18 protein-coding genes are annotated in these 18,793 nt (G+C 41.4%); 1 reads left to right on the top strand and 17 read right to left on the bottom strand.

Translation table 11 applies throughout. The features are described from left to right. Nucleotides 1–24: 24 nt before the first annotated feature. Nucleotides 25–594, top strand: coding sequence for a TetR/AcrR family transcriptional regulator (locus BLW54_RS11375; protein ID WP_035508231.1), 570 nt, complete (start codon nt 25–27; stop codon nt 592–594). A 157-nt stretch (nt 595–751) separates the two neighbouring features. On the opposite strand, the gene BLW54_RS11370 is transcribed toward BLW54_RS11375, so the two are convergent. The 17 genes from BLW54_RS11370 to BLW54_RS11290 all read right to left on the bottom strand — a co-directional run bounded on the left by BLW54_RS11370 (nt 752) and on the right by BLW54_RS11290 (nt 18,793). Next, nucleotides 752–2,668: an LTA synthase family protein gene (locus tag BLW54_RS11370; RefSeq protein WP_083391524.1), complete on the bottom strand. Its 1,917-nt coding sequence runs from the start codon at nt 2,666–2,668 to the stop codon at nt 752–754. Between the two features lie 496 nt (nt 2,669–3,164). Further along, nucleotides 3,165–3,815: an SDR family oxidoreductase gene (locus tag BLW54_RS11365; protein WP_074734740.1), complete on the bottom strand. Its 651-nt coding sequence runs from the start codon at nt 3,813–3,815 to the stop codon at nt 3,165–3,167. A gap of 193 nt (nt 3,816–4,008) precedes the next feature. Next, nucleotides 4,009–4,527 (bottom strand): YehS family protein, encoded by a 519-nt coding sequence (locus BLW54_RS11360; RefSeq protein WP_074734735.1) that lies wholly within the window; start codon nt 4,525–4,527, stop codon nt 4,009–4,011. Between the two features lie 180 nt (nt 4,528–4,707). Then, complete coding sequence (locus tag BLW54_RS11355; protein ID WP_083391523.1) at nt 4,708–6,324, bottom strand: metal ABC transporter solute-binding protein, Zn/Mn family; 1,617 nt, start codon at nt 6,322–6,324, stop codon at nt 4,708–4,710. A gap of 172 nt (nt 6,325–6,496) precedes the next feature. Continuing rightward, complete coding sequence (locus tag BLW54_RS11350; RefSeq protein ID WP_074734731.1) at nt 6,497–7,552, bottom strand: galactitol-1-phosphate 5-dehydrogenase; 1,056 nt, start codon at nt 7,550–7,552, stop codon at nt 6,497–6,499. A gap of 12 nt (nt 7,553–7,564) precedes the next feature. Further along, nucleotides 7,565–7,744 carry a hypothetical protein gene (locus tag BLW54_RS11345; protein ID WP_074734729.1) on the bottom strand — a complete coding sequence of 60 codons (180 nt, stop codon included), beginning with the start codon at nt 7,742–7,744 and terminating at the stop codon, nt 7,565–7,567. Between the two features lie 21 nt (nt 7,745–7,765). Next, nucleotides 7,766–8,800 (bottom strand): zinc-binding dehydrogenase, encoded by a 1,035-nt coding sequence (locus tag BLW54_RS11340; RefSeq protein ID WP_035508220.1) that lies wholly within the window; start codon nt 8,798–8,800, stop codon nt 7,766–7,768. Between the two features lie 14 nt (nt 8,801–8,814). Next, complete coding sequence (locus BLW54_RS11335; RefSeq protein WP_074734727.1) at nt 8,815–10,074, bottom strand: galactitol-specific PTS transporter subunit IIC; 1,260 nt, start codon at nt 10,072–10,074, stop codon at nt 8,815–8,817. Nucleotides 10,075–10,120: 46 nt separating this feature from the next. Continuing rightward, nucleotides 10,121–10,405, bottom strand: coding sequence for a PTS sugar transporter subunit IIB (locus BLW54_RS11330; protein WP_035508216.1), 285 nt, complete (start codon nt 10,403–10,405; stop codon nt 10,121–10,123). 29 nt (nt 10,406–10,434) lie between these two features. Continuing rightward, nucleotides 10,435–10,719 (bottom strand): PTS sugar transporter subunit IIB, encoded by a 285-nt coding sequence (locus BLW54_RS11325; protein WP_074734725.1) that lies wholly within the window; start codon nt 10,717–10,719, stop codon nt 10,435–10,437. 2 nt (nt 10,720–10,721) lie between these two features. Beyond that, entirely contained in the window at nt 10,722–11,210 is a 489-nt protein-coding gene (locus BLW54_RS11320; RefSeq protein ID WP_341853313.1) for a PTS sugar transporter subunit IIA, read from the bottom strand. A gap of 33 nt (nt 11,211–11,243) precedes the next feature. Next, complete coding sequence (locus BLW54_RS11315; RefSeq protein WP_074734723.1) at nt 11,244–13,289, bottom strand: BglG family transcription antiterminator; 2,046 nt, start codon at nt 13,287–13,289, stop codon at nt 11,244–11,246. Between the two features lie 232 nt (nt 13,290–13,521). Then, complete coding sequence (locus tag BLW54_RS11310; protein ID WP_074734721.1) at nt 13,522–14,706, bottom strand: alanyl-tRNA editing protein; 1,185 nt, start codon at nt 14,704–14,706, stop codon at nt 13,522–13,524. Between the two features lie 301 nt (nt 14,707–15,007). After that, nucleotides 15,008–15,967, bottom strand: a complete 960-nt coding sequence (gene pfkA / locus BLW54_RS11305; protein ID WP_074735049.1) for a 6-phosphofructokinase — start codon at nt 15,965–15,967, stop codon at nt 15,008–15,010. A gap of 218 nt (nt 15,968–16,185) precedes the next feature. After that, nucleotides 16,186–17,655, bottom strand: a complete 1,470-nt coding sequence (gene betB, locus BLW54_RS11300) for a betaine-aldehyde dehydrogenase (RefSeq protein ID WP_392387196.1) — start codon at nt 17,653–17,655, stop codon at nt 16,186–16,188. A 15-nt stretch (nt 17,656–17,670) separates the two neighbouring features. Then, nucleotides 17,671–18,234: a chromate transporter gene (locus BLW54_RS11295; protein ID WP_051744116.1), complete on the bottom strand. Its 564-nt coding sequence runs from the start codon at nt 18,232–18,234 to the stop codon at nt 17,671–17,673. Further along, a complete protein-coding gene (locus tag BLW54_RS11290; RefSeq protein ID WP_081867066.1) occupies nt 18,209–18,793 on the bottom strand; it encodes a chromate transporter in 585 nt (194 codons plus the stop codon). The genes BLW54_RS11295 and BLW54_RS11290 overlap by 26 nt, the downstream gene beginning before the upstream one ends.

Here is an 18,793-nt window from a genome sequence, read left to right as displayed (position 1 = left end):
ATTTAACAAAAAGGAGCTTCTTATATGAACAAGAAATTAGACCGAAGAAAAAAATATACTCGGAAAGTATTAAAAGAAAGCCTGATTACCCTTTTAGCCCAAAAGCCATTATCAGACATTACTGTGAAAGAAATATGTGCCATTGCGGATATCAACCGTTCCACCTTTTACACCCATTACGCTGACCAGTACGACTTATTAAGTAAAATAGAAGAAGAAATCACGGCCGATATGAACCAATACCTACATAGCTACAGCTACGAACGAGAAGAAGAGTCTATTCAAATGACCGAGAAAATTTTAGAATACGTCACAGAAAATAAACTCATGTTCCAAACCTTGCTGAATAAAGAGGCCATTCCTACTTTTGAAAAGCGAATGATGGAATTAACGCAACAATTTATGATGAATAACTGGATGAAGGATTCTGCCGTAAAATGGGAAGAATCCGAATATTTAAGTACGTTTGTAATAAGTGGGGCCATTCACGTCATTAAAGATTGGATCGAAAATGATATGGATCAATCACCGAAGGAAATGGCTGTCATGATCAATCATTTCATTAACTATGGACTTTCTACTTTGGAGGGGTGAACGGTTCTGGGTCTTGCTTTTTAAATCAATGACTGTTACGGAAGCAGGATAATCCTCCTTATTAAAATGATTCAAAATGAATCTATTTATCATGCAGAGGAAAATAAAAAAGCTTGTAGAGACACCTAAGTGTCTCTACAAGCTTATTTGCCAGATCTTATTCTTTCTTCTTGTCAGAGGAGTCCTTTTCCTCAATCATTTTGATCTCATCAAGGTAACGAAGGAGATCTCCATAAACAACGGAATCAGAGAGAGCAAGTTCTTCCTCTGCTTCCTTAAATCCAGGAGCACATGCTTGTTCGCTTTCTACTTTTTCACCTGTTTCTCGTTCATAACAATTTCCATTCACACCGACATATTTCTCGTTGGCAAAGTTCCCATCTCGGGTAATCATCATTTCACGACGATCTTTACTGAAGAGATCCTGTCCAAATTGGATAGGATTTTCATCTTCGACGCCTAGAAGGTTCATAATGGTTGGACGTAAATCAATTTGCCCACCAACGGTATCATGTTCCTGTGGTTCAATGCCTTCCCCGATCATAAGAAGAGGGACGCGCTGAAGTTGAAACTGTTCATATTCGTTAATATCTTTATCCAGATATTCTCCCATGGCTCGCTGGTGATTTTCGGAAATTCCGAAGTGATCCCCATAGATGACCAGAATTGTATCATCATACAAATCGGACTTTTTAAATTCCTCAACGAATTGTTTCAACGCTTCGTCCTGGTAGCGGATCGTTTGGAAGTAACGATTCAACGTTTCACTGGATGTGTTACCTTCCTCAATGAATTTCTTATCCTCAGGAAGTGTAAACGGATGGTGGTTCGTTAATGTGATCATTTTGTTATAAAACGGCTGATCCATTTCTTCCATTTTCTCTAAGGATTCACTAAAGAAATATTCATCCAGATAACCCCACCCATAGGATTTTTCTTCTGTTACATTATAATCTTCCTTCGAATAAAACTTGTCATAGCCAAGTGAATCATACATCACATTACGGTTCCAGAAAGTTTCATCATTGGCGTGCATAGAGGAAGTCGTGTACCCTTCTTCCCCAAGCACTTCCGGAGTCGCTTGATATTCATTCCCTGCATGGGTAAAGAAAGCCGCACCGCGGTTCAATCCATACAATGAATTATCGAGCATAAACTCAGAGTCAGAGGTACGTCCTTGTTTCACCTGGTGATAGAAGTTACTAAAGTAAGCTCCTTCCTCTTTAAGGTCGTTGAAATATGGGGTGAGTTCTTTCCCATTCAGTGTATTATCAACCACAAAGGTCTGGGTACTCTCGAGAGAAATAGCGATCACGTTTTTCCCTTCCGCTACTCCAGTCATATCCCTGTTCGGCTCTGTCTCTTTCTCATTCAAATAGTTCAATACAGGGGCAAGCGCATTACTATCAGCAAAAGTTTTTTTCGCTTCTGTTTGTCCCTGCAGGACGATATCATAGGCATGGAAGTTGAGAACACCTATATATTTAACGAGCATATTGCGATCAAACGCTCGTTGTAACAACTCCGTACGCTCCGTTTGTGCCCACCCTAAGTTCACGAGGAACAAAGGAATCGCAATCATAGCCAGAATCAACCCTTCTTTTCGTTTAGGGAGAAAACTTTGGAGGCGTCCTGGTTTTAAATAGAATAATAGAAAAACAGCAGCAAAGATATCTATAAATAAGAAAATATCAGTGACAGATAAAATATCGGTAATACTTCCACCTAACCCTGCCAAGTTGGCCGCTTGTCCTAACATAGGGATGGTTAGGAAGTCATGGTACTCTCGATAAAACAAGACGTTTACATATAATAAAATTGATCCAAGAATATACATGCCCAGCAGCCCTTTTCGACCTGCTAGAAGAATCCCCACTCCAAATAAGAGGAATATACTGCTCAATGGATTAAAAGCTAAAATAGCTGCTTCGTTAGCATTTTCGACATCCAGTGTAAAAATGCCTCCTTGAACAAAGGACATCTTTGCCCAGAAAATCGCTATAACAGCAGTATAGATCCAAAATTTCTTTTTAAATGCGGGGTCTTTCATTTTCTTTTTAAACTTTGAAAACATCTTAAAACCTCCGTTAATTATAAACACAATCTATTGTTGTTTCCTTAATCAAGTTTTATATACTAACAAATACTATGATAAAACACAAGAATAATGGTAAGTGGGTTGTTTCACAAAACTTATAATAACACATTTTTTAATAATACAACCATTAACCACTCAACTGTTATATTAATTTAATGATATTACATAATAATTACACACAAATTAAAAACATAAATATAAGCCTCTCAAGAGTTCACAGTCTTGAAAGGCTTATATCCTTAATTCCCGATCGTTCATTTCATTAAACCTATTTTTCTAAAATCATAGGAAGAATATTTATAGATTATTGTTCAATTCATAAATATGTACCTGTGATATAAACAAAAAAAACACCTAATTCACACCATTAAAAGGAAAAATATCTCGATCGATCCTCCAGATAGGTTATAACCCGATTATAAAGAAAGGCAATCTGCTCCCCTGCAGATTGCCTTACCTTCCGGATACTTTTTCAAAGGGATTGGATGGCTTTCTCCACCGATTCCTTCCCACCAACGATTTGGAATTCTTTACCGATTGTCGATTCATTTTTCAATGCAGCTAAAATCACAGCTGCTACATCTTCTCTAGGAATTTCACCTCTATCAACTGCTTCAGCAGCCTCTACCTGTGCGTTCCCCTTATCATTCGTAAGTATTCCTGGATGAATAATCGTATAATCCAAATTCGTTCTTCGTAACCAGTCATCTGCATAATGCTTAGCAACGACATATGGGGCAAATGATGAAGGAGCACTCTGAATGGCCTTACGGGTAGTATCAAATGAACTAATCATGACAAAACGCTCGACACCTGTTTTCTTCGCTGCTTCAATGGTTTTAACAGCCCCATCTAAGTCGATTAAGATTGTCTTATCAGGTCCTGTGTTTGGTCCAGAACCAGCCGTGAATACAACCGCATCTACGTCAGAAAAAGCTTTAGCAATAGTATCGGTGTTATCTTCCAAGTTTACCACGACGGTTTCTGCCCCTAACTCATTAAAATAGGAAGCTTGTTCTTCTTTACGGATCATTGCTTTCGCTTTTAAGCTTTCACTAGCTTGAATCATCTGTACAAGATGTTTCCCCACTTGACCATTAGCACCAACAACGAGAACCTTCATATGTTTCATCCTTTCTATACAAAATGATTAACCTACTTTCTATCTTATAAGGAAAACAAATGGAAATAAAGAAAACGGCTTACACTTCATGTTATGACATTCCTTCTGTCATTTTTTAGATAGATTAAACAAAAGAGGGCCCATTGAATGGAAAGCCCTCTTTAATGAAAAGAAACAGAGCAAGGGAGCTTACTTACCCCCTATACTTAATCGTTAATCCTTTCAAGAAATTCCTAGCGTATTGATCACCAAATTGCCGATAATTCTTGTGTCCTTCTTTCCTTAATAAACCACTTAATTCGCCCTTGGTAATGGTGACCCCTGCAGCATCTAAAATATCGATAATATCTTCACTCGTTAATTTTAATGCAATTTTCACTTTTTTCAGCATGACATTATTCACACTGGAATGGTTCTTGATTGATCGGTCTGGTTTATTCGGCTGACCGTTTTTAGGTTCTTGCGGTCCTCGTTTGAATATAATCAGACCATTCAAGAACGACTCCAGCATACTATTCGTGCATTTGATATGATCTTCATCTTCGTAAACTTCATCATCTTCGTTATCATAATGATCTTCTGCCTTAGTGAGGACCTTTTTCACTTCTTCCTGAGTGAGATCGAATCCTCCAAGTTTAAAGATTTCAACCATATCTGAGTCTTTTATATCCAAGGCATATCTTAACCTAATGACAATATCATTATTATCCATTTATAAACCTCCCCATCATTGACTAAAAGCTATGTTAGAAATAATCCAAGGTCCTAATCATAACATGTTCCAATACAAGTTAGTCTAACCGAATAGGAAAAGTTCTAAGCGGGGATCGGAGGCTATGGTAGCGATACCCCCTCCTCTCATTGTTCAGCCCTACTCATTTAAATCATTAAATCAATGTGCCATCATTTCACGAGCAATTTCTTGACCATTCATGTGGGATGGATAGTATGTCGGCCAATTGGTGACTTCCTCCAATAAAGCATTTCGATCGTCTCCCCAATACAAGTGATAGTGATCAGCCACTGTCGGATCAATGCTGTGGTCACTAAATTGAATATAGGCAGGGAGCTCTTCTACTTCTTCGCTTCGTTTAAAAATATACCGTACCCCTCTATTTCCAGCTTCATATGTCAGAATTTCGTACCCATCGTAGTGATACTCACCAGATGTTTCTTTACCCTTTTCATAAAACGATACCGTATTGCCCCGAATAACGATCCGATCAACATCTGTTTGGTATCCTTCTGTGTAATACTCTTTATATTCTTTCGCCGTCTTGTCTCCTTCTTCAGCTTTATGAGCGAACACGTCATCAAGTGTCCCATCTTGAAGATACGGGTAAACCGATTGCCAATCTCCTTCCCAATCGGATAGCGGACGATCTTTCACTTGACTATCCTTGAAATATCCCTCATATATTTTTTCTTCCCCTTGATCATGGGAATGATTGTGATCATGGTCATGTCCGTCCTTCTCCTCTTTTTCAGAAACTGGTTTCGAATCGGCTAACGCCTTAGTTAACGCTTTTAAATTGTGCTGCATAATGGAAAAATAGTCTTCCTTATTTTGAATATCCTCTTCTGTGAGGACGGATAGATTATGAATCCGCAAAATCTCAGCACTTATTTCCTCTCGCACGACCTCTCCCACTTTAGGAGTCACGTTTTGTTCAAAAAACACATGGTTCAGCCCATATTCTTCAGCCAAATCAATTATGGTTTGCACTTCTTTCTGGGAAGGTTCATTCGTTGGGCTCAAACCGGAAATCGCAAGCTGTTCAATCCCATATGCTTGCTCCCAATACCCATAAGCTGCATGAGAAACAATCATTTTATTCCCAGGTAAGCCTTCAATTTCCGTATGAAATTCCTGGTCTAAATCTTCGAGTTTCCCCTTTAGCGCTTCAAAATTTTTGTTAAACGCTTCTTCTTGCTCTGGCAGCAATTCTACAAGCGTGCCTTTGATATGCTCCGCCATTTGGATGGAACGCAAAGGATCAAGCCATATATGAGGATCTTCATCACCGTGATGATGGCCATCTTCCTCATCGTGATGACCTTCTTCCTCTTCGTGCGTATGTGGATCATCACCCGCACCTTCTCCCGCATGGTTATGTACATGCTCTTCTAAGTCAATTCCATTTGATGCTTCTAGAATCTGCACGTCTTCCGATTCAATAGAATCAGAGATTTGATGGGCATATGGCTCCAAACCAGCTCCGTTATAAATGAAAGCATCCGCTTCTGCAATAGCTATCATTTCTTTGGTGGTTGGTTCATAGGTATGCGGATCAGACCCTGGTGGCAAAATAGATTCCACGGAAGCCGCACCTCCTGCGATTTGTTCAGTAAAGAACTGAAGAGGATAGACCGTCGTGAATATCTTTAATTCTTCCTTCGATTCCTGCTCCCCCTGTTGACTTTCACTACTGGTTGTTTTCTCTTCCCCACATGCGGCCAATACAAACAAAACAGTAACTAAACTAAATATCCCCCATAATTTCTTCAAACTTTCCTACCTCCTTTTGATAACAAATATATTATCGTAATGATTACTATTTGTAAACAGTAATAATTACTCTTTATTTTTTGTTGTCTTTTCATGAAAACCTCTACAATCATGGAAGTTAAATTTTTTTGACATAAAAAAAGACCGCGAGCAGCGGCCTATATCTACACTCTTAAATGGTATGATGCGGATAAAACATAACTTTAATGAAAGAACCGCTTTGATTGATCAAATTCTCGAACATAGCGGGTCCTTCTTTTAATGACAATCGATGAGAAATTAATGGTTGAATATTCAACTGCCCACGACTCATGTAGTGAAGCGTTGATTCCCACTCTTTCCCTGGAAAAGGCGCGGAAATAGCATTCCAAGACCCAATCACTCTTAGCTCATTACGGACGATTCTTTCAAAATAAAACCGTTCGATATCTACATTAGCATAAGGAATCCCCATATAGAGAACCTCCCCACCCTTCTTAGGAAGAGCAAGTATTTGTTCGGAAGTGATCGGAGAGCCTGCGCATTCGACAGCTAAATCAGCCCCTAACTTATCTGTGGCTTCTGCTACACGCTTATAAGGGGAATGAACCGTAGGATTGATCAACACATCTGCCCCTATTTCCTCTGCTATTTCCAGTTTCTGATCATCAATATCAATAGCGATTACTTGTTTCGCGCCAAAAATTTTCGCCCATTGAACAGCCAATAACCCTATACTTCCACAGCCCATGATGGCTACAGTGGATCCTGGTTGTAAACTCGTTCGATAAAATCCGTGAGCGACTACAGATGACGGTTCAACCATAGCTGCAGCTTCATAATTAACGTTGTCAGGAAGGGGAAGAACATGTGTGGCAGGAAGACGGACGAATTCAGCGTAAGCACCCGGGTGACGTGCTCCAATCAATGTCAATTTTTCGCATTGGGATATGTTTCCCTTTAAGCAACTATGGCATTTTCCACAGTAAAAAGTTGGACATCCTGCCACACGGTCTCCTACGTTGATCTGGTCCACCTTTAATCCTGTTTCAACAACTTCACCGGAGAATTCATGGCCAAAGGTCATCCCCTCTATATAAGGTCCAAGTTTCTTATACCTGGAAACATCTGACCCACAAATCCCTACGGCCATCACTTTTATAACAACGTCATTCTCCCCGGTCATAACGGGATTAGGCCTCTCTTCGTATCGTAAATCTTGTGTTCCATAAAGGTTCAGAGTCTTCATGTATCTCACCTTCTATTCCTGCACATTTTCCGTTTCCTCTACAGACTCGGAACGGGATAAAGATCTTTTATTCAATATTTTTACACATGCTCCACCTACAATGACTGAATTGAAGATCATTTGGTTTTCAAAATAAACCTCTCCAATAGATCGCATCGGCCCTAGCAGAAATTCAAGAAATGCATCTACCAATTTAAAAACCTCATTTCTTTTTTATTCATCAACCGGAGTCAACAAAACTTTGATGGCTTCTCCTTTTTTGATGGTTTGATAGGCTTGGTCCCATTCTGTAATTGGGAATTCATGAGTGACCAGTGAGCGAGCGTTCACTCGGCCGCTGTTCATCAGATCGAGACAGGGCTTCCAATCGGCAGATTTTTGACTGCGACTGCCGATGACCTGAATTTCTTTTTGGATAATTTTTTCTAAGTTAAACTCAATTTCCGGCTTCGCAAATATCCCGACTTGTCCATATTGTCCTTTTTTCCTCAACAGGTCTAAGGCTAGACTTGCAGCTGGGACCGCTCCCGAACATTCGTAGACTACATCTGCTCCGTACCCATCCGTAAGACTATTGACTAACTCTTGGAGATCTCGTTTTTGAATATCTATGGCATAGTCAATACCAAACTCTTCTGCTTTACTTAATCGAATTTGGTCATGGGGCAACCCAGCAATGACAACTCTGGCTCCTCGGCTTTTAGCGATTTGAGCTGTAAACAACCCAATGGGTCCTGGTCCAATGACGACAACTAAATCCCCGGGCTTGATCACCGTTTTTTCAACAGCATGATAAGTGCAAGCAAGTGGCTCTGTCATCGCTCCTGATTTGTAATCCACTTGTGATGGAAGGTGATGGACACTTTCCTTCCTGGCAATTAAGTACTTGGCGAATCCGCCATCCTGCTGAGTACCCAATCCTTTACGATGATTACAAAGGTTGTAGTCCTCGCTTTTACAATATTTGCATTCCCCACAGACATAGAAGGTCGTTTCAGAGGTGACGCGATCACCAATTTCAAACTCTGTGACGTCATCTCCAACATCGACAACAACTCCAGAGAATTCATGTCCCAGCGTAATAGGAACTTTCACTTTATAGTGCCCTTCATATGTGTGGATGTCCGATCCGCATATCCCCGTATATTTCACTTCAATTTTAACCTGTCCTTTGCCGACTTCTGGTTCCTGTTTATCTTGAACTTCTAAATTTCCATATCCAAGCTCCGTCTTCACAAGTGCTTTCAACCTTATCCCTCCAGTTAATTGAACAAGCTAAATACTTTGAAGATCATCCAATTGACCAAGTTTCCACCTTGGTCGATGCTTGAGATTTTGGCAGACCCCTCCGGCATATCAAAATCAGCATTTACTGCCATCTCTGTGAACACGGGGGCAACGTCCGTAGCCATATAGAGAGATAAGGCAATCATCAGTGTTCCGACGATGACGGAATGAACGATATTTCCCCGTGCGGCTCCAACAATAAAAGCGACAACGAATGGAATGGTGGCTAAATCCCCGAATGGAAGAAGAGAATTCCCTGGCAGGATGACGGCTAGAACAACTGTAATAGGGACTAGAATCAGAGCCGTTGAGATAACAGCCGGGTGTCCTAAAGCAACAGCTGCATCTAATCCAATATAAATTTCTCGATCACCAAAGCGTTTCGATAACCATTCACGTGCAGATTCAGACACCGGCATTAATCCTTCCATAAGAATTTTAACCATTCTAGGCATCAGAACCATAACTGCCGCCATAGCCATCCCGATTTCAATGACTTCTCCCACACTGTAACCAGCAAGAACTCCAATCGCTGCGCCCAAAAATAAGCCGATGAAAATGGATTCTCCGAAAATCCCAAACCGCTTCTGAATCGTATCCGGATCTGCATTCCAATTTTTCACGATAGGAACTTTATTCAATAGTTGAACTAAAAAGATTCCGGGAGCATAAGAGATGGTACTTCCTGTAGCAATTGAAACACCAGGAAGGTCAAAGAACTTACTGACCATAGGTGCTGTCCAGTCTGCCACTTTTAGACAGACCACCTGGAAAATGACCGCTCCAATCAACCCTTGAATAATACTTCCCGATACCGCATACACCATGGCGGCCATAAATGTATAATGCCAAAAATTCCAAATATCGACGTTCATTGTTTTCGTTGTTCTTGTCAAAAGCATGATAACGTTGACAACTAGTCCCAATGGGATGATGAAAGCCGCTACAACAGACGCCCAGGCAATCGAAGAAGAGGCCGGCCACCCTACATCAATAACGTTTAGCTCCACGCCTAAACGATCGACCATCCCTTGTGCCGCTGGTCCTAAGTTATGGACAAGCAAATCGACAACTAAAAAAATCCCTACAAATGCTACTCCGATCGTCAAACCAGATCGAAAGGCTTTCCCTGGTTTCTGGCCGAATAGCAAGCCTAATAAGAAAATGGCGACAGGCAAGATGACTGTTGCCCCTAAGTCTAAAAAACCTTGTACGATGTCGACGAAACCCTGCATGTATAGTCCTCCCTCGTTCTAACAGGTGACAAAAAGTGTTGTTCCTTTACTTTTGAAGTTCCTGTAGAATTTCTTTTTTTGTCTCTTCTGTTCCAATCCCAGTCAAGAAAGATCTGGCATTGATTACCGGAAATGGATAATCTTTTTGAGTCATAGCTGTCGTAACCAACAAATCGGCCGTGTCTTCATATCCACCTACTTCTGAGATTTTAATTTGGACGAGGTCGACGTCCAAATTGTTGTCTTTTGCCATCTCTTCAATGGCCCCATTTACAACTGTCGATGTTGCGATTCCTGCTCCACACGCAACCAATACTTGTTTCTTTGCCATAATAATTCCTCTCCTTTTTTAATAGATTTCTATTTTTGAAGCGCTGTCAAAATTTCCTTTTTCGTTGTATCCGTTCCGATTCCTGTTAAAAAAGACCTTGCGTTGATGACGGGAAACGGATATTCTTTCTGCGTCATCGCTGTTGTCACCAACAAATCAGCTGTATCTTCATAACCGCCTACTTCTGCAATTTTAATTTGCACAAGGTCGAGGTCCAGGTTTTTATCTTTTGCCATCTCTTCAATGGCTCCACTTACAATTGTCGATGTTGCGATTCCTGCTCCACACGCAACCAATACTTGCTTTTTAGCCATAATTATTTCTCTCCTTCAAGGACACCGAAGTCCAACTTTTCTTCTAAAAGACTTCTGATGCTCGTTTTATTTTCTTCTTCAAGAATGGATAATAGAACTTCTTTTGTTTGAAAAACACCCATTAACTGTTGAAGTAAGGTTAACTGGGAATGTGCTTCATCCATAGCTAGTAAAAAGACGATCCGGACTGGAATCGTTTCCATTTCATCACCCATAACACCAAACTCGACAGTCTCCCTCAACACCCCTACGCTGATAGTTTTACGCAGAACATGCTCCACATCTGTATGGGGGATCGCCACCGCTACTCCTGCTGTCGGTAGTCCCGTCGCATACTCTTCTTCCCTTGCGATAATGGCGGGAATAAAACTCTCTTTCACTAAGTTCTGTTCGAATAAATTACGACCCATTTTTTCTAGTACATCTTCTTTGGAAGCTGCCTCTACGTTAAGTAGAATGACAGATTCATTAAAGTAGATATTGCTCATCATATTCACCACATTATATAAGATATTTTCACTATTTCATTCAACAGAATAAGTCTGAATCAGCTGGTGGATCTCTTTTGCTTCATCCGCTTGAATGAGTCTGGTCCGATCTCGGTCTGAACCCGCTAAGTTCATCAATTGCATCAACCCATGCATATGCTTTTTCTTATCCTCGGCAGCAATGACGACAATGACATGAACGGTCTCATCCTGGCTAAAAGAAACCCCTTGTTCCACTCTTAATAAACTCATCCCTGCTTTTTTCACTCCATCCTCAGGAGCTGCATGGGGGATAGCAAAATGGGGAGCAATAATAATATAAGGGTCCCTTTCCGTCTGATGAACCATCGTATCCACGTACCTTTGCTCCACATACCCTCTCATAACGAGCGGCTCAGAAGCGATTCGGAGAGCTTCCTCCCAAGAACCGACCGAATCTTTCACAGTTATGTGATCCAAAGAAATCAATTGATCTAAGTGAAGAGTTCTTCTCTCCAAACTTTGTTTAATGGATGATTCTTCATCACAGTGAACGTATGAATTCAGCTCTTTGACCAGAGCTTTTTCATTGTGGATATTCGTATGATTCCTAATGATATCCATGAGCTGGTCGACATGAATATCATTCATGATATATCCTTGTACTTCCATCATGACTTGTTTCCTCAAGCGCAAACGGTCATCCTGATTTAGAATAGCCTGACACACAATCACCCTTTCATCACCTTCCAACGGGGTTGTGGAAAAAACAAAATCAAAATCCAATTCATATTCCATGTATTCGCGTTTGGATAAAGAATCCAAGAAAATAAATTCAGGAAACAACTCGGTCAACTGATTGAACAACAAGCGAGATACCGAAACCCCTTGCGGACACACAACAACCGCTTTGATTTTCTTCTCCATACTCTCTCCCTGTCTCGTCATCCACCCACCGATCAACATCGTCAAATAGGCGACCTCATTATCTGGAATTTCTGTTCCTATGAAGCTTTCCAGAGGAGCGATGGACCGTTTGACAAGGTGGTGGATTTCTTTAAGTTCATCTGCAAGAGAATCTTGAATGACTTGTGTCTCTGTCAGCCCATACTTGATTCGGTAGTAGGCAGGGCGAATATGTTGAAAGAGTTTATCAACCAGCTGCTCTCTATCTTGAAAATAAATACAAGCACTTCTCTCAAAAAGCTGAAGCATATGTTCGATGATTGCAATTAAATCAGACATCGAATCAATATCCGCCAGTTCCTCAGACCGATACACGTTTGTCGTCAATAAATGAAGGGTCATGAATAAACGTTCTTCTTCAGGAATGTCGATCGATGCAAAAATTTCTCCTATGACTTGATATTCATTGGTACTCGAAACATCCTTATGCTTTAACGGAAAGTTGGAGATGACGAAACCTCTTTCAATCCTTCTTAGGGTTAAGGCCAGAATGTAGGGCATCATTTCAATCTTTTCATCAGTGAATTGAATGTTAAGTTTGTCTTCAAATTTCTCAATTTGCTGCTTGAATCTAATCAATTGCTCTGAAGATAGAGGAGTCATTTCTTTCACTTTGCTTGCCCCGGTGTGCATCAACAGTTCGTAAGTAATCTTAATCAGAACGCGACGAATTTGAAATTCTTTCCCTTCCAGCAAATAGCCTGTCTTCCTCGAATATTTAATGGTCACACCATAGGGAGCCAAGAAAGACTGGGCCTGCTTCAAGTCATTCAAAATCGTATTTTTACTAAAATCCAATTCGAAGGTAAAATGGTTCAAGGACAGTTCTTCTCTGCTTAAAAGCATCAAGATAATTAAGTGAACCCTTTGCCTTTCCGATAATACTCCCGTTTCTACCGTTGACTGATGTTCTCCGTTCATACGAACAAAAATGGATTGATCAATGATGAACTGACCTTGCCTTGTACGCTCAATTTCGGGAAAATTGTGAGACACCAACCAATCGTTGATTTTATTGAAACTGTAGCCAAGTTGTCTCCGTGTAAGGTCATATTTCTTTTTAAGTGTCGTACTTGTAATTCTCGGATTGACAACTAATTCGTGAAGAATTTTGTTACTTCTTTCGTTGAGTTCCACTTCGACTGTCCCCCCTTCCACATTTTCATTTTAGCACCCATAGGGATGTATATGTATACGCTTTCATCACAAGATAGTGAATATACATTGTACATCATAGGGATTTACCTTTTTTGAATTCAAACATTTGGGATTAAAAAACAAGGAACCTCCCTTATGGAAGTTCCCTGTTTTTAAACCTAAGATATGAAGATCATGGCCAACATGACTTAATAGATAGTGGTTTCATTCATCATAATAGACTCTTTACTCGTTCAGCAAAAGCAGCCCCGTCTATTAGCCGCTTACCGCCTCCCTGCACAAAATTCGGTTTACCTCCGCCTCTTCCCTCAATAAGAGGCATCGTTTTTTTAGCGACTTCATTCATATTCCGATCTAGATCTTCCCCATGAGCGAGCACGAACTGCAGCTGATGTTCCTGTTCACTGATCAAAATAAGATAAGCATAAGCGGCTTGTTCGATAATAGCTTTTCCCAGGGACTGCAGCGTCTGAATGGGGCGGTCTTTAAACACACACTGAATGACTTGCTTGTCCTGCGAATTTGCAATAATGTCTTTTGCTTCATATTTAAGAGCTTGTTCTTCAAGATCAGCGATCTGCTTGTCTCTTTCCTTATTTGACTTGATTAACTCGCCGATTTCTGCTACAAGTTCTGATTCTGGCTTCTGAACGATCCGCTTCAGTTCAGTTAGTACACGGTGCTTTTGCCCCAGCTTATCAAGAACCCGATGCCCGCATACGAACTCCAAACGGACCTTCTTCTTATTCTTTGTCCACCCAAGGAATTTGGCAGCCATCACTTCACCAGTGAAACGTGGGTGTGTCCCTCCGCATCCGTTGTAGTCAATGCCCGGAATGATAACAAGACGAACATCTCCTTCCACAACGAGCGGTTTACGAAGCGGATAATCTGACGCCTCATCGACAGACATCCACTTCGATTCCACCGGAGCGTTGTCCCGAATGATCTGGTTTACTTGGTCCTCCGCCCTTCGCACAAGTTCATCAGTAAGACGCTCTGTATCCAGGTCAATCGTCACGGTGTTTTTTCCTAAATGGAAACTCGTTGTCAGGATCTCGAATTGGTCATGGAAAACCGCGGAGATGATATGCTGCCCGCAATGCTGCTGCATGTGGTCTATTCTCCGCTTTGAATCAATGGTCCCCTGCACATTTTCTATCCCATCTGGAAATTTTTCTTTTGTATAATGACGGATTTCACCTTCCACTTCTTCGACATCGATCACTTCGATTCCATTTAATATTCCTATATCATGCGGTTGCCCGCCGCCGGTCGGGTAAAATGCCGTCTCCTCCAGCACAATATAGGGACCACGATCATCCTCGTCTATGTTCGTAACCTTTGATTTGAATTCCATTTGATAGGCATCTAAATAGTATAGTTTCCGCGTCATTAGCAATCCTCCTCGACCTTCCTAGAAATATCGCCCTATTTCTTCTAACGGCAGATAAATAAAAAAGTATCTCTTCCTCTTCCATACAGCACCCACCTGTCACTTAGAGCATACTTGTGCTTAGCCAGAGCAGGTGTCTTACTCTCCCACGTAACTTTTTACGGTAGTGTTATATATGCAAGCTTGTCCCTGACTCCACACCCTTATCTATTTGTGCTTTACAGGGGTAGTACCAAGTTCGTAGTTTTCAGGGCAAAAAAGAATCAGTCATGCGGATCCTTTTTATGATGAGCCTTTCCTTTTATATCGACAATCTTCCAGTCAAATCATACATACTCTCATTGATATGATGTTTTTGTGAAAACACCTCATTAAAGGGATAACTCACAGTCTTGTTATTTTCCACCCCTGCTAATTTTCCAAATTCATTATTTAACAATAGATCAACGGCATATCCTCCTAAACGACTAGCCAAAACTCGATCTCTACCGGTAGGGGCACCACCCCGCTGCGTATGGCCCAGCACAGTGACCCGCGATTCTATACCTGCTTCCTCTTTAAGCTTGGTATTGAGATCGATTCCACTCACACATCCTTCTGCAACGATGATAATACTGTACCTTTTGTCTCTAGGGTTTCCGTTTTTAATCTTTTCCACAATTCCTTCTACGTCTTCTTGCTTTTCTGGTATTAGAATATTTTCCGCTCCGCCGGCGAGCCCGGCCCATAATGCAAGGTTCCCTGTATCTCTTCCCATCACTTCAATAATCGAGGATTTCTCATGCGAAGAGGCCGTATCACGGATACGATCTACATATTCTATGATTGTGTTGAGAGCTGTATCAAAACCAATCGCCTCTTCTACAAATGGAATATCATTATCAATGGTGGCTGGAATTCCGATACAAGGGTAGTTTTTTTCGGCTAATGAGGCGGCAACTTTTAAAGCATCTCTTCCTCCAATAACCACAAGGCCGTCAATTCCATGCTTTTTCAATATTTCAATGGCTTTCTGCTGCCCATGATTGGTAGTAATCTCTTCACTTTTATATGATTGAAGGATGGTTCCTCCTCGCTGAATAATCGAGCCTACAGATGCTGCCTTCATATCCCCCATTGTTTCATCTAAAATGCCTTGGAAACCATACTTGATTCCAACCATTTCTATTCCATAATATAGACCTGACCTAACGACTGAACGTATAGCCGCATTCATTCCTGGTGCATCTTCCCCACTCGTTAAGACACCAATTTTATTCAAATTCATCACTCGCTTTCCTTCTAGTCACTACTATGCACATTCTATCCTTTTCCTATTGCAGCAACAAGAGTACTTGAGAAATCCTCTTACCCTGAACGTGTGCATAGGAAGAGATAACAAAATAGACCTCCCTTCCTAAAACAAAAGGGAGATCTACCTTTAGAACTTTGTATACTGTTTCTTAACCATTCAAACGTTTCTATATAAGGGGTGTGATTTTAAAACCAATGAAGAGGAGAGGGGTTGGTGTTTTCATATACATGCTTTACTTCGGTATATTCTTCAAGTCCCTGCTTTCCAAGCTCACGACCGATGCCAGAAGCTTTATAGCCGCCCCATGGTGCTTGGGCAAAATAAGGATGGAAGTCGTTGATCCATACGGTCCCCATCCGTAGTTCGCCGGCTACACGCTCTGCTTTCCTTATATCGGTTGTCCAAACAGCTCCAGCTAGTCCATATTTAGAGTCATTCGCTAATTCGACCGCTTGTTCTTCGGTGCTGAAACGTTCAACCGTTAATAATGGGCCAAACGTTTCTTCTTGAACAATCCGCATGGAGGTTTCACATTCCGTAAAAATCGTCGGCTCAAAAAAGAAGCCATCCTGCAGTTCTTTCGTTTCCGGCCGTTTGCCACCTGCGACAAGCTTCGCTCCTTCTTGTAAGCCGACTTGTACATAGTTTTCCACCTTATCACGGTGTTCTTTGGAGATAAGAGGCCCGGATTGAGTAGAGTCATTGAATCCATTGCCAAGATTGATTTGCTTCGTGCGCTCCACCAAAGCCTCAATGAATTCATCGTGAATCGACTCTTGAACGAGAAGTCGAGCACCCGCTGAGCATACTTGACCAGCGTGAAAGAAAATACCGTTTAATGCCTGGTCTACAGCTGTATCAAAGTCTGCATCATCAAAGACAACATTCGGGTTTTTTCCGCCGAGTTCAAGCGCGATTTTCTTAAAGTTTCCTGAAGCGGCGGTCATAATTTTGCGTCCCGTTTCAATTCCGCCAGTAAAGGAAATAAGGTCAACGGAATGGCTCTCAGCAAGCAGCTGACCTGTTTTTGGCCCGGAACCTAAAACCAAGTTTGCCACACCTTTAGGTACACCTGCTTCTTCAATCAGTTCCATCACTTTAATGGTGGTCAAAGGAGTGATTTCGCTCGGTTTAATGATAAGAGTATTACCTGCAGCTAGCGCTGGCGCCAGTTTCCAGGAAGCCTGTAGGAGTGGATAGTTCCACGGTGTGATCTGCCCGCAAACGCCTACAGGCTCACGTACGACTTTACTTTTAGATTCAGGGATCGGGGATTCGATCATTTCCCCTCCATCTTTATCAGCAAGGCCGCCATAATAACGGAACACTTCAGCAATATCCTTCATATCATCAAGGCTTTCCGTTAAGGTTTTACCTGAATCCAATGTTTCAAGCTCCGCTAACTCACGTTGATCACGTTCAATCAATTCAGCAATTTTCAGCACAAGCTTGCCTCGTTCCATTGCAGGGGTGTGACGCCATTTCCCCTGATCAAAAGCTGATCTGGCTGCATGGATAGCCGCTTGAGTATCTGTTTCATCCCCTTCAGCAACCTCTGCTATTGGTTCCTGGTTGAAGGGATTGATTATCGTACGAGTGGTACCATTCTCTGCCGGTACCCATTCTCCGTTAATGTACATATTTTTCTTTATCATTCTGTTTCTCCTCCTTTAAAAGCCATAAATGACAATGCCCAAGATGCCTGAAAGACCGATCACCCAAACAGGCGACACTTTTTTGAACAGCAGGATAACCGCAAAAGACATGATCAAATATTGAGGATAATCTGCTGATTTTGAAAAAAGATCATTCTGAATCCCCATTCGAATTCCTGCATAAAAAATTAACGCCGTTACCACTGGGTGAACCCCATATAAACTATAACTCAACCCTTGAGTATGCGCATGACGGGCAATGAGTTGGATGAGCAGGATCACAATGAGCAAGGAAGGCAGTAAATTGCTGCCTGCTGCTATAATGGCTCCCCCAACTCCCGCTGTTTGATAGCCTATAAATATCGCAGAATTTGTGGCGATTGGTCCAGGGGCTGATCCTGCAATGGCAATGATATCAGTGAATTGTTGGTGGGACATCCAGTCATGTTGACGTACAGCTTGTTCGATTAATGGAATCATGGCATATCCTCCGCCAAACCCAAACAAACCAATCATAAAAAATTCAATAAAGAGTTGGAACAAGAGCATAAATTCAGCTCCCTTTACGAACCCAAGCATGATAGAACCACCCTGTTATAGCCCCTCCGATAATCAGAAACACAGGAGATAGGTGGAAACAGAACAGCAAGACCGCTGCGATGATGAATAAGAACAGGGTGAAGCGATCGTTTACCGCACTTTTGCCGATTTTAAAAGAAGCAAATAAAATAAGACCGATAATAGCAGGGCGGATCCCTTTGAAGGCATTCTGAATAAAGGATAAATCCTGATAGGTTAAGAACAGATAAGTTAACCCAAAGATGATAAGAGCAGAGGGAACCAGCATGCCCGCCATTGCGGCAAGGGCGCCGCCTAGCCCTCGAACCATGTAACCGATATAAATGGCAGAGTTGATAGCGATCGAACCTGGAGCAGATTGAGCAATTGCTATAACCTCGGGCACATCTTCCTTTGAGAACCACTTTTTTTTGCTGACTATTTCACTTTCAATATGAGGGATGATTGCAATCCCTCCACCAAAAGTGAGGGGGCTGATTTTCATAAACGTAAGAAATAGATCAAATAAAACACTTAGATAATTATCGAACAGGTCGGCCCGTTTGGCTTGTAATAACAA

It is taken from the genome of Halobacillus karajensis (genome assembly GCF_900108515.1).
Lineage (GTDB): Bacteria > Bacillota > Bacilli > Bacillales > Halobacillaceae > Halobacillus > Halobacillus karajensis.
The sequence above is the reverse complement of the archived record's forward strand: the minus strand, read 5'-3'. Positions and strand labels throughout refer to the sequence as shown.

What these genes read in the sequence shown, in the direction of transcription:
- BLW54_RS11375 (WP_035508231.1), top strand. Translation starts at nt 25, where the DNA reads ATGAACAAGAAATTAGACCGAAGAAAAAAATATACTCGGAAAGTATTA.
- BLW54_RS11370 (WP_083391524.1), bottom strand. Translation starts at nt 2,668, where the DNA reads ATGTTTTCAAAGTTTAAAAAGAAAATGAAAGACCCCGCATTTAAAAAG.
- BLW54_RS11365 (WP_074734740.1), bottom strand. Translation starts at nt 3,815, where the DNA reads ATGAAGGTTCTCGTTGTTGGTGCTAATGGTCAAGTGGGGAAACATCTT.
- BLW54_RS11360 (WP_074734735.1), bottom strand. Translation starts at nt 4,527, where the DNA reads ATGGATAATAATGATATTGTCATTAGGTTAAGATATGCCTTGGATATA.
- BLW54_RS11350 (WP_074734731.1), bottom strand. Translation starts at nt 7,552, where the DNA reads ATGAAGACTCTGAACCTTTATGGAACACAAGATTTACGATACGAAGAG.
- BLW54_RS11335 (WP_074734727.1), bottom strand. Translation starts at nt 10,074, where the DNA reads ATGCAGGGTTTCGTCGACATCGTACAAGGTTTTTTAGACTTAGGGGCA.
- BLW54_RS11330 (WP_035508216.1), bottom strand. Translation starts at nt 10,405, where the DNA reads ATGGCAAAGAAACAAGTATTGGTTGCGTGTGGAGCAGGAATCGCAACA.
- BLW54_RS11325 (WP_074734725.1), bottom strand. Translation starts at nt 10,719, where the DNA reads ATGGCTAAAAAGCAAGTATTGGTTGCGTGTGGAGCAGGAATCGCAACA.
- BLW54_RS11320 (WP_341853313.1), bottom strand. Translation starts at nt 11,210, where the DNA reads ATGATGAGCAATATCTACTTTAATGAATCTGTCATTCTACTTAACGTA.
- BLW54_RS11310 (WP_074734721.1), bottom strand. Translation starts at nt 14,706, where the DNA reads ATGACGCGGAAACTATACTATTTAGATGCCTATCAAATGGAATTCAAA.
- betB (WP_392387196.1), bottom strand. Translation starts at nt 17,655, where the DNA reads ATGATAAAGAAAAATATGTACATTAACGGAGAATGGGTACCGGCAGAG.
- BLW54_RS11295 (WP_051744116.1), bottom strand. Translation starts at nt 18,234, where the DNA reads ATGCTTGGGTTCGTAAAGGGAGCTGAATTTATGCTCTTGTTCCAACTC.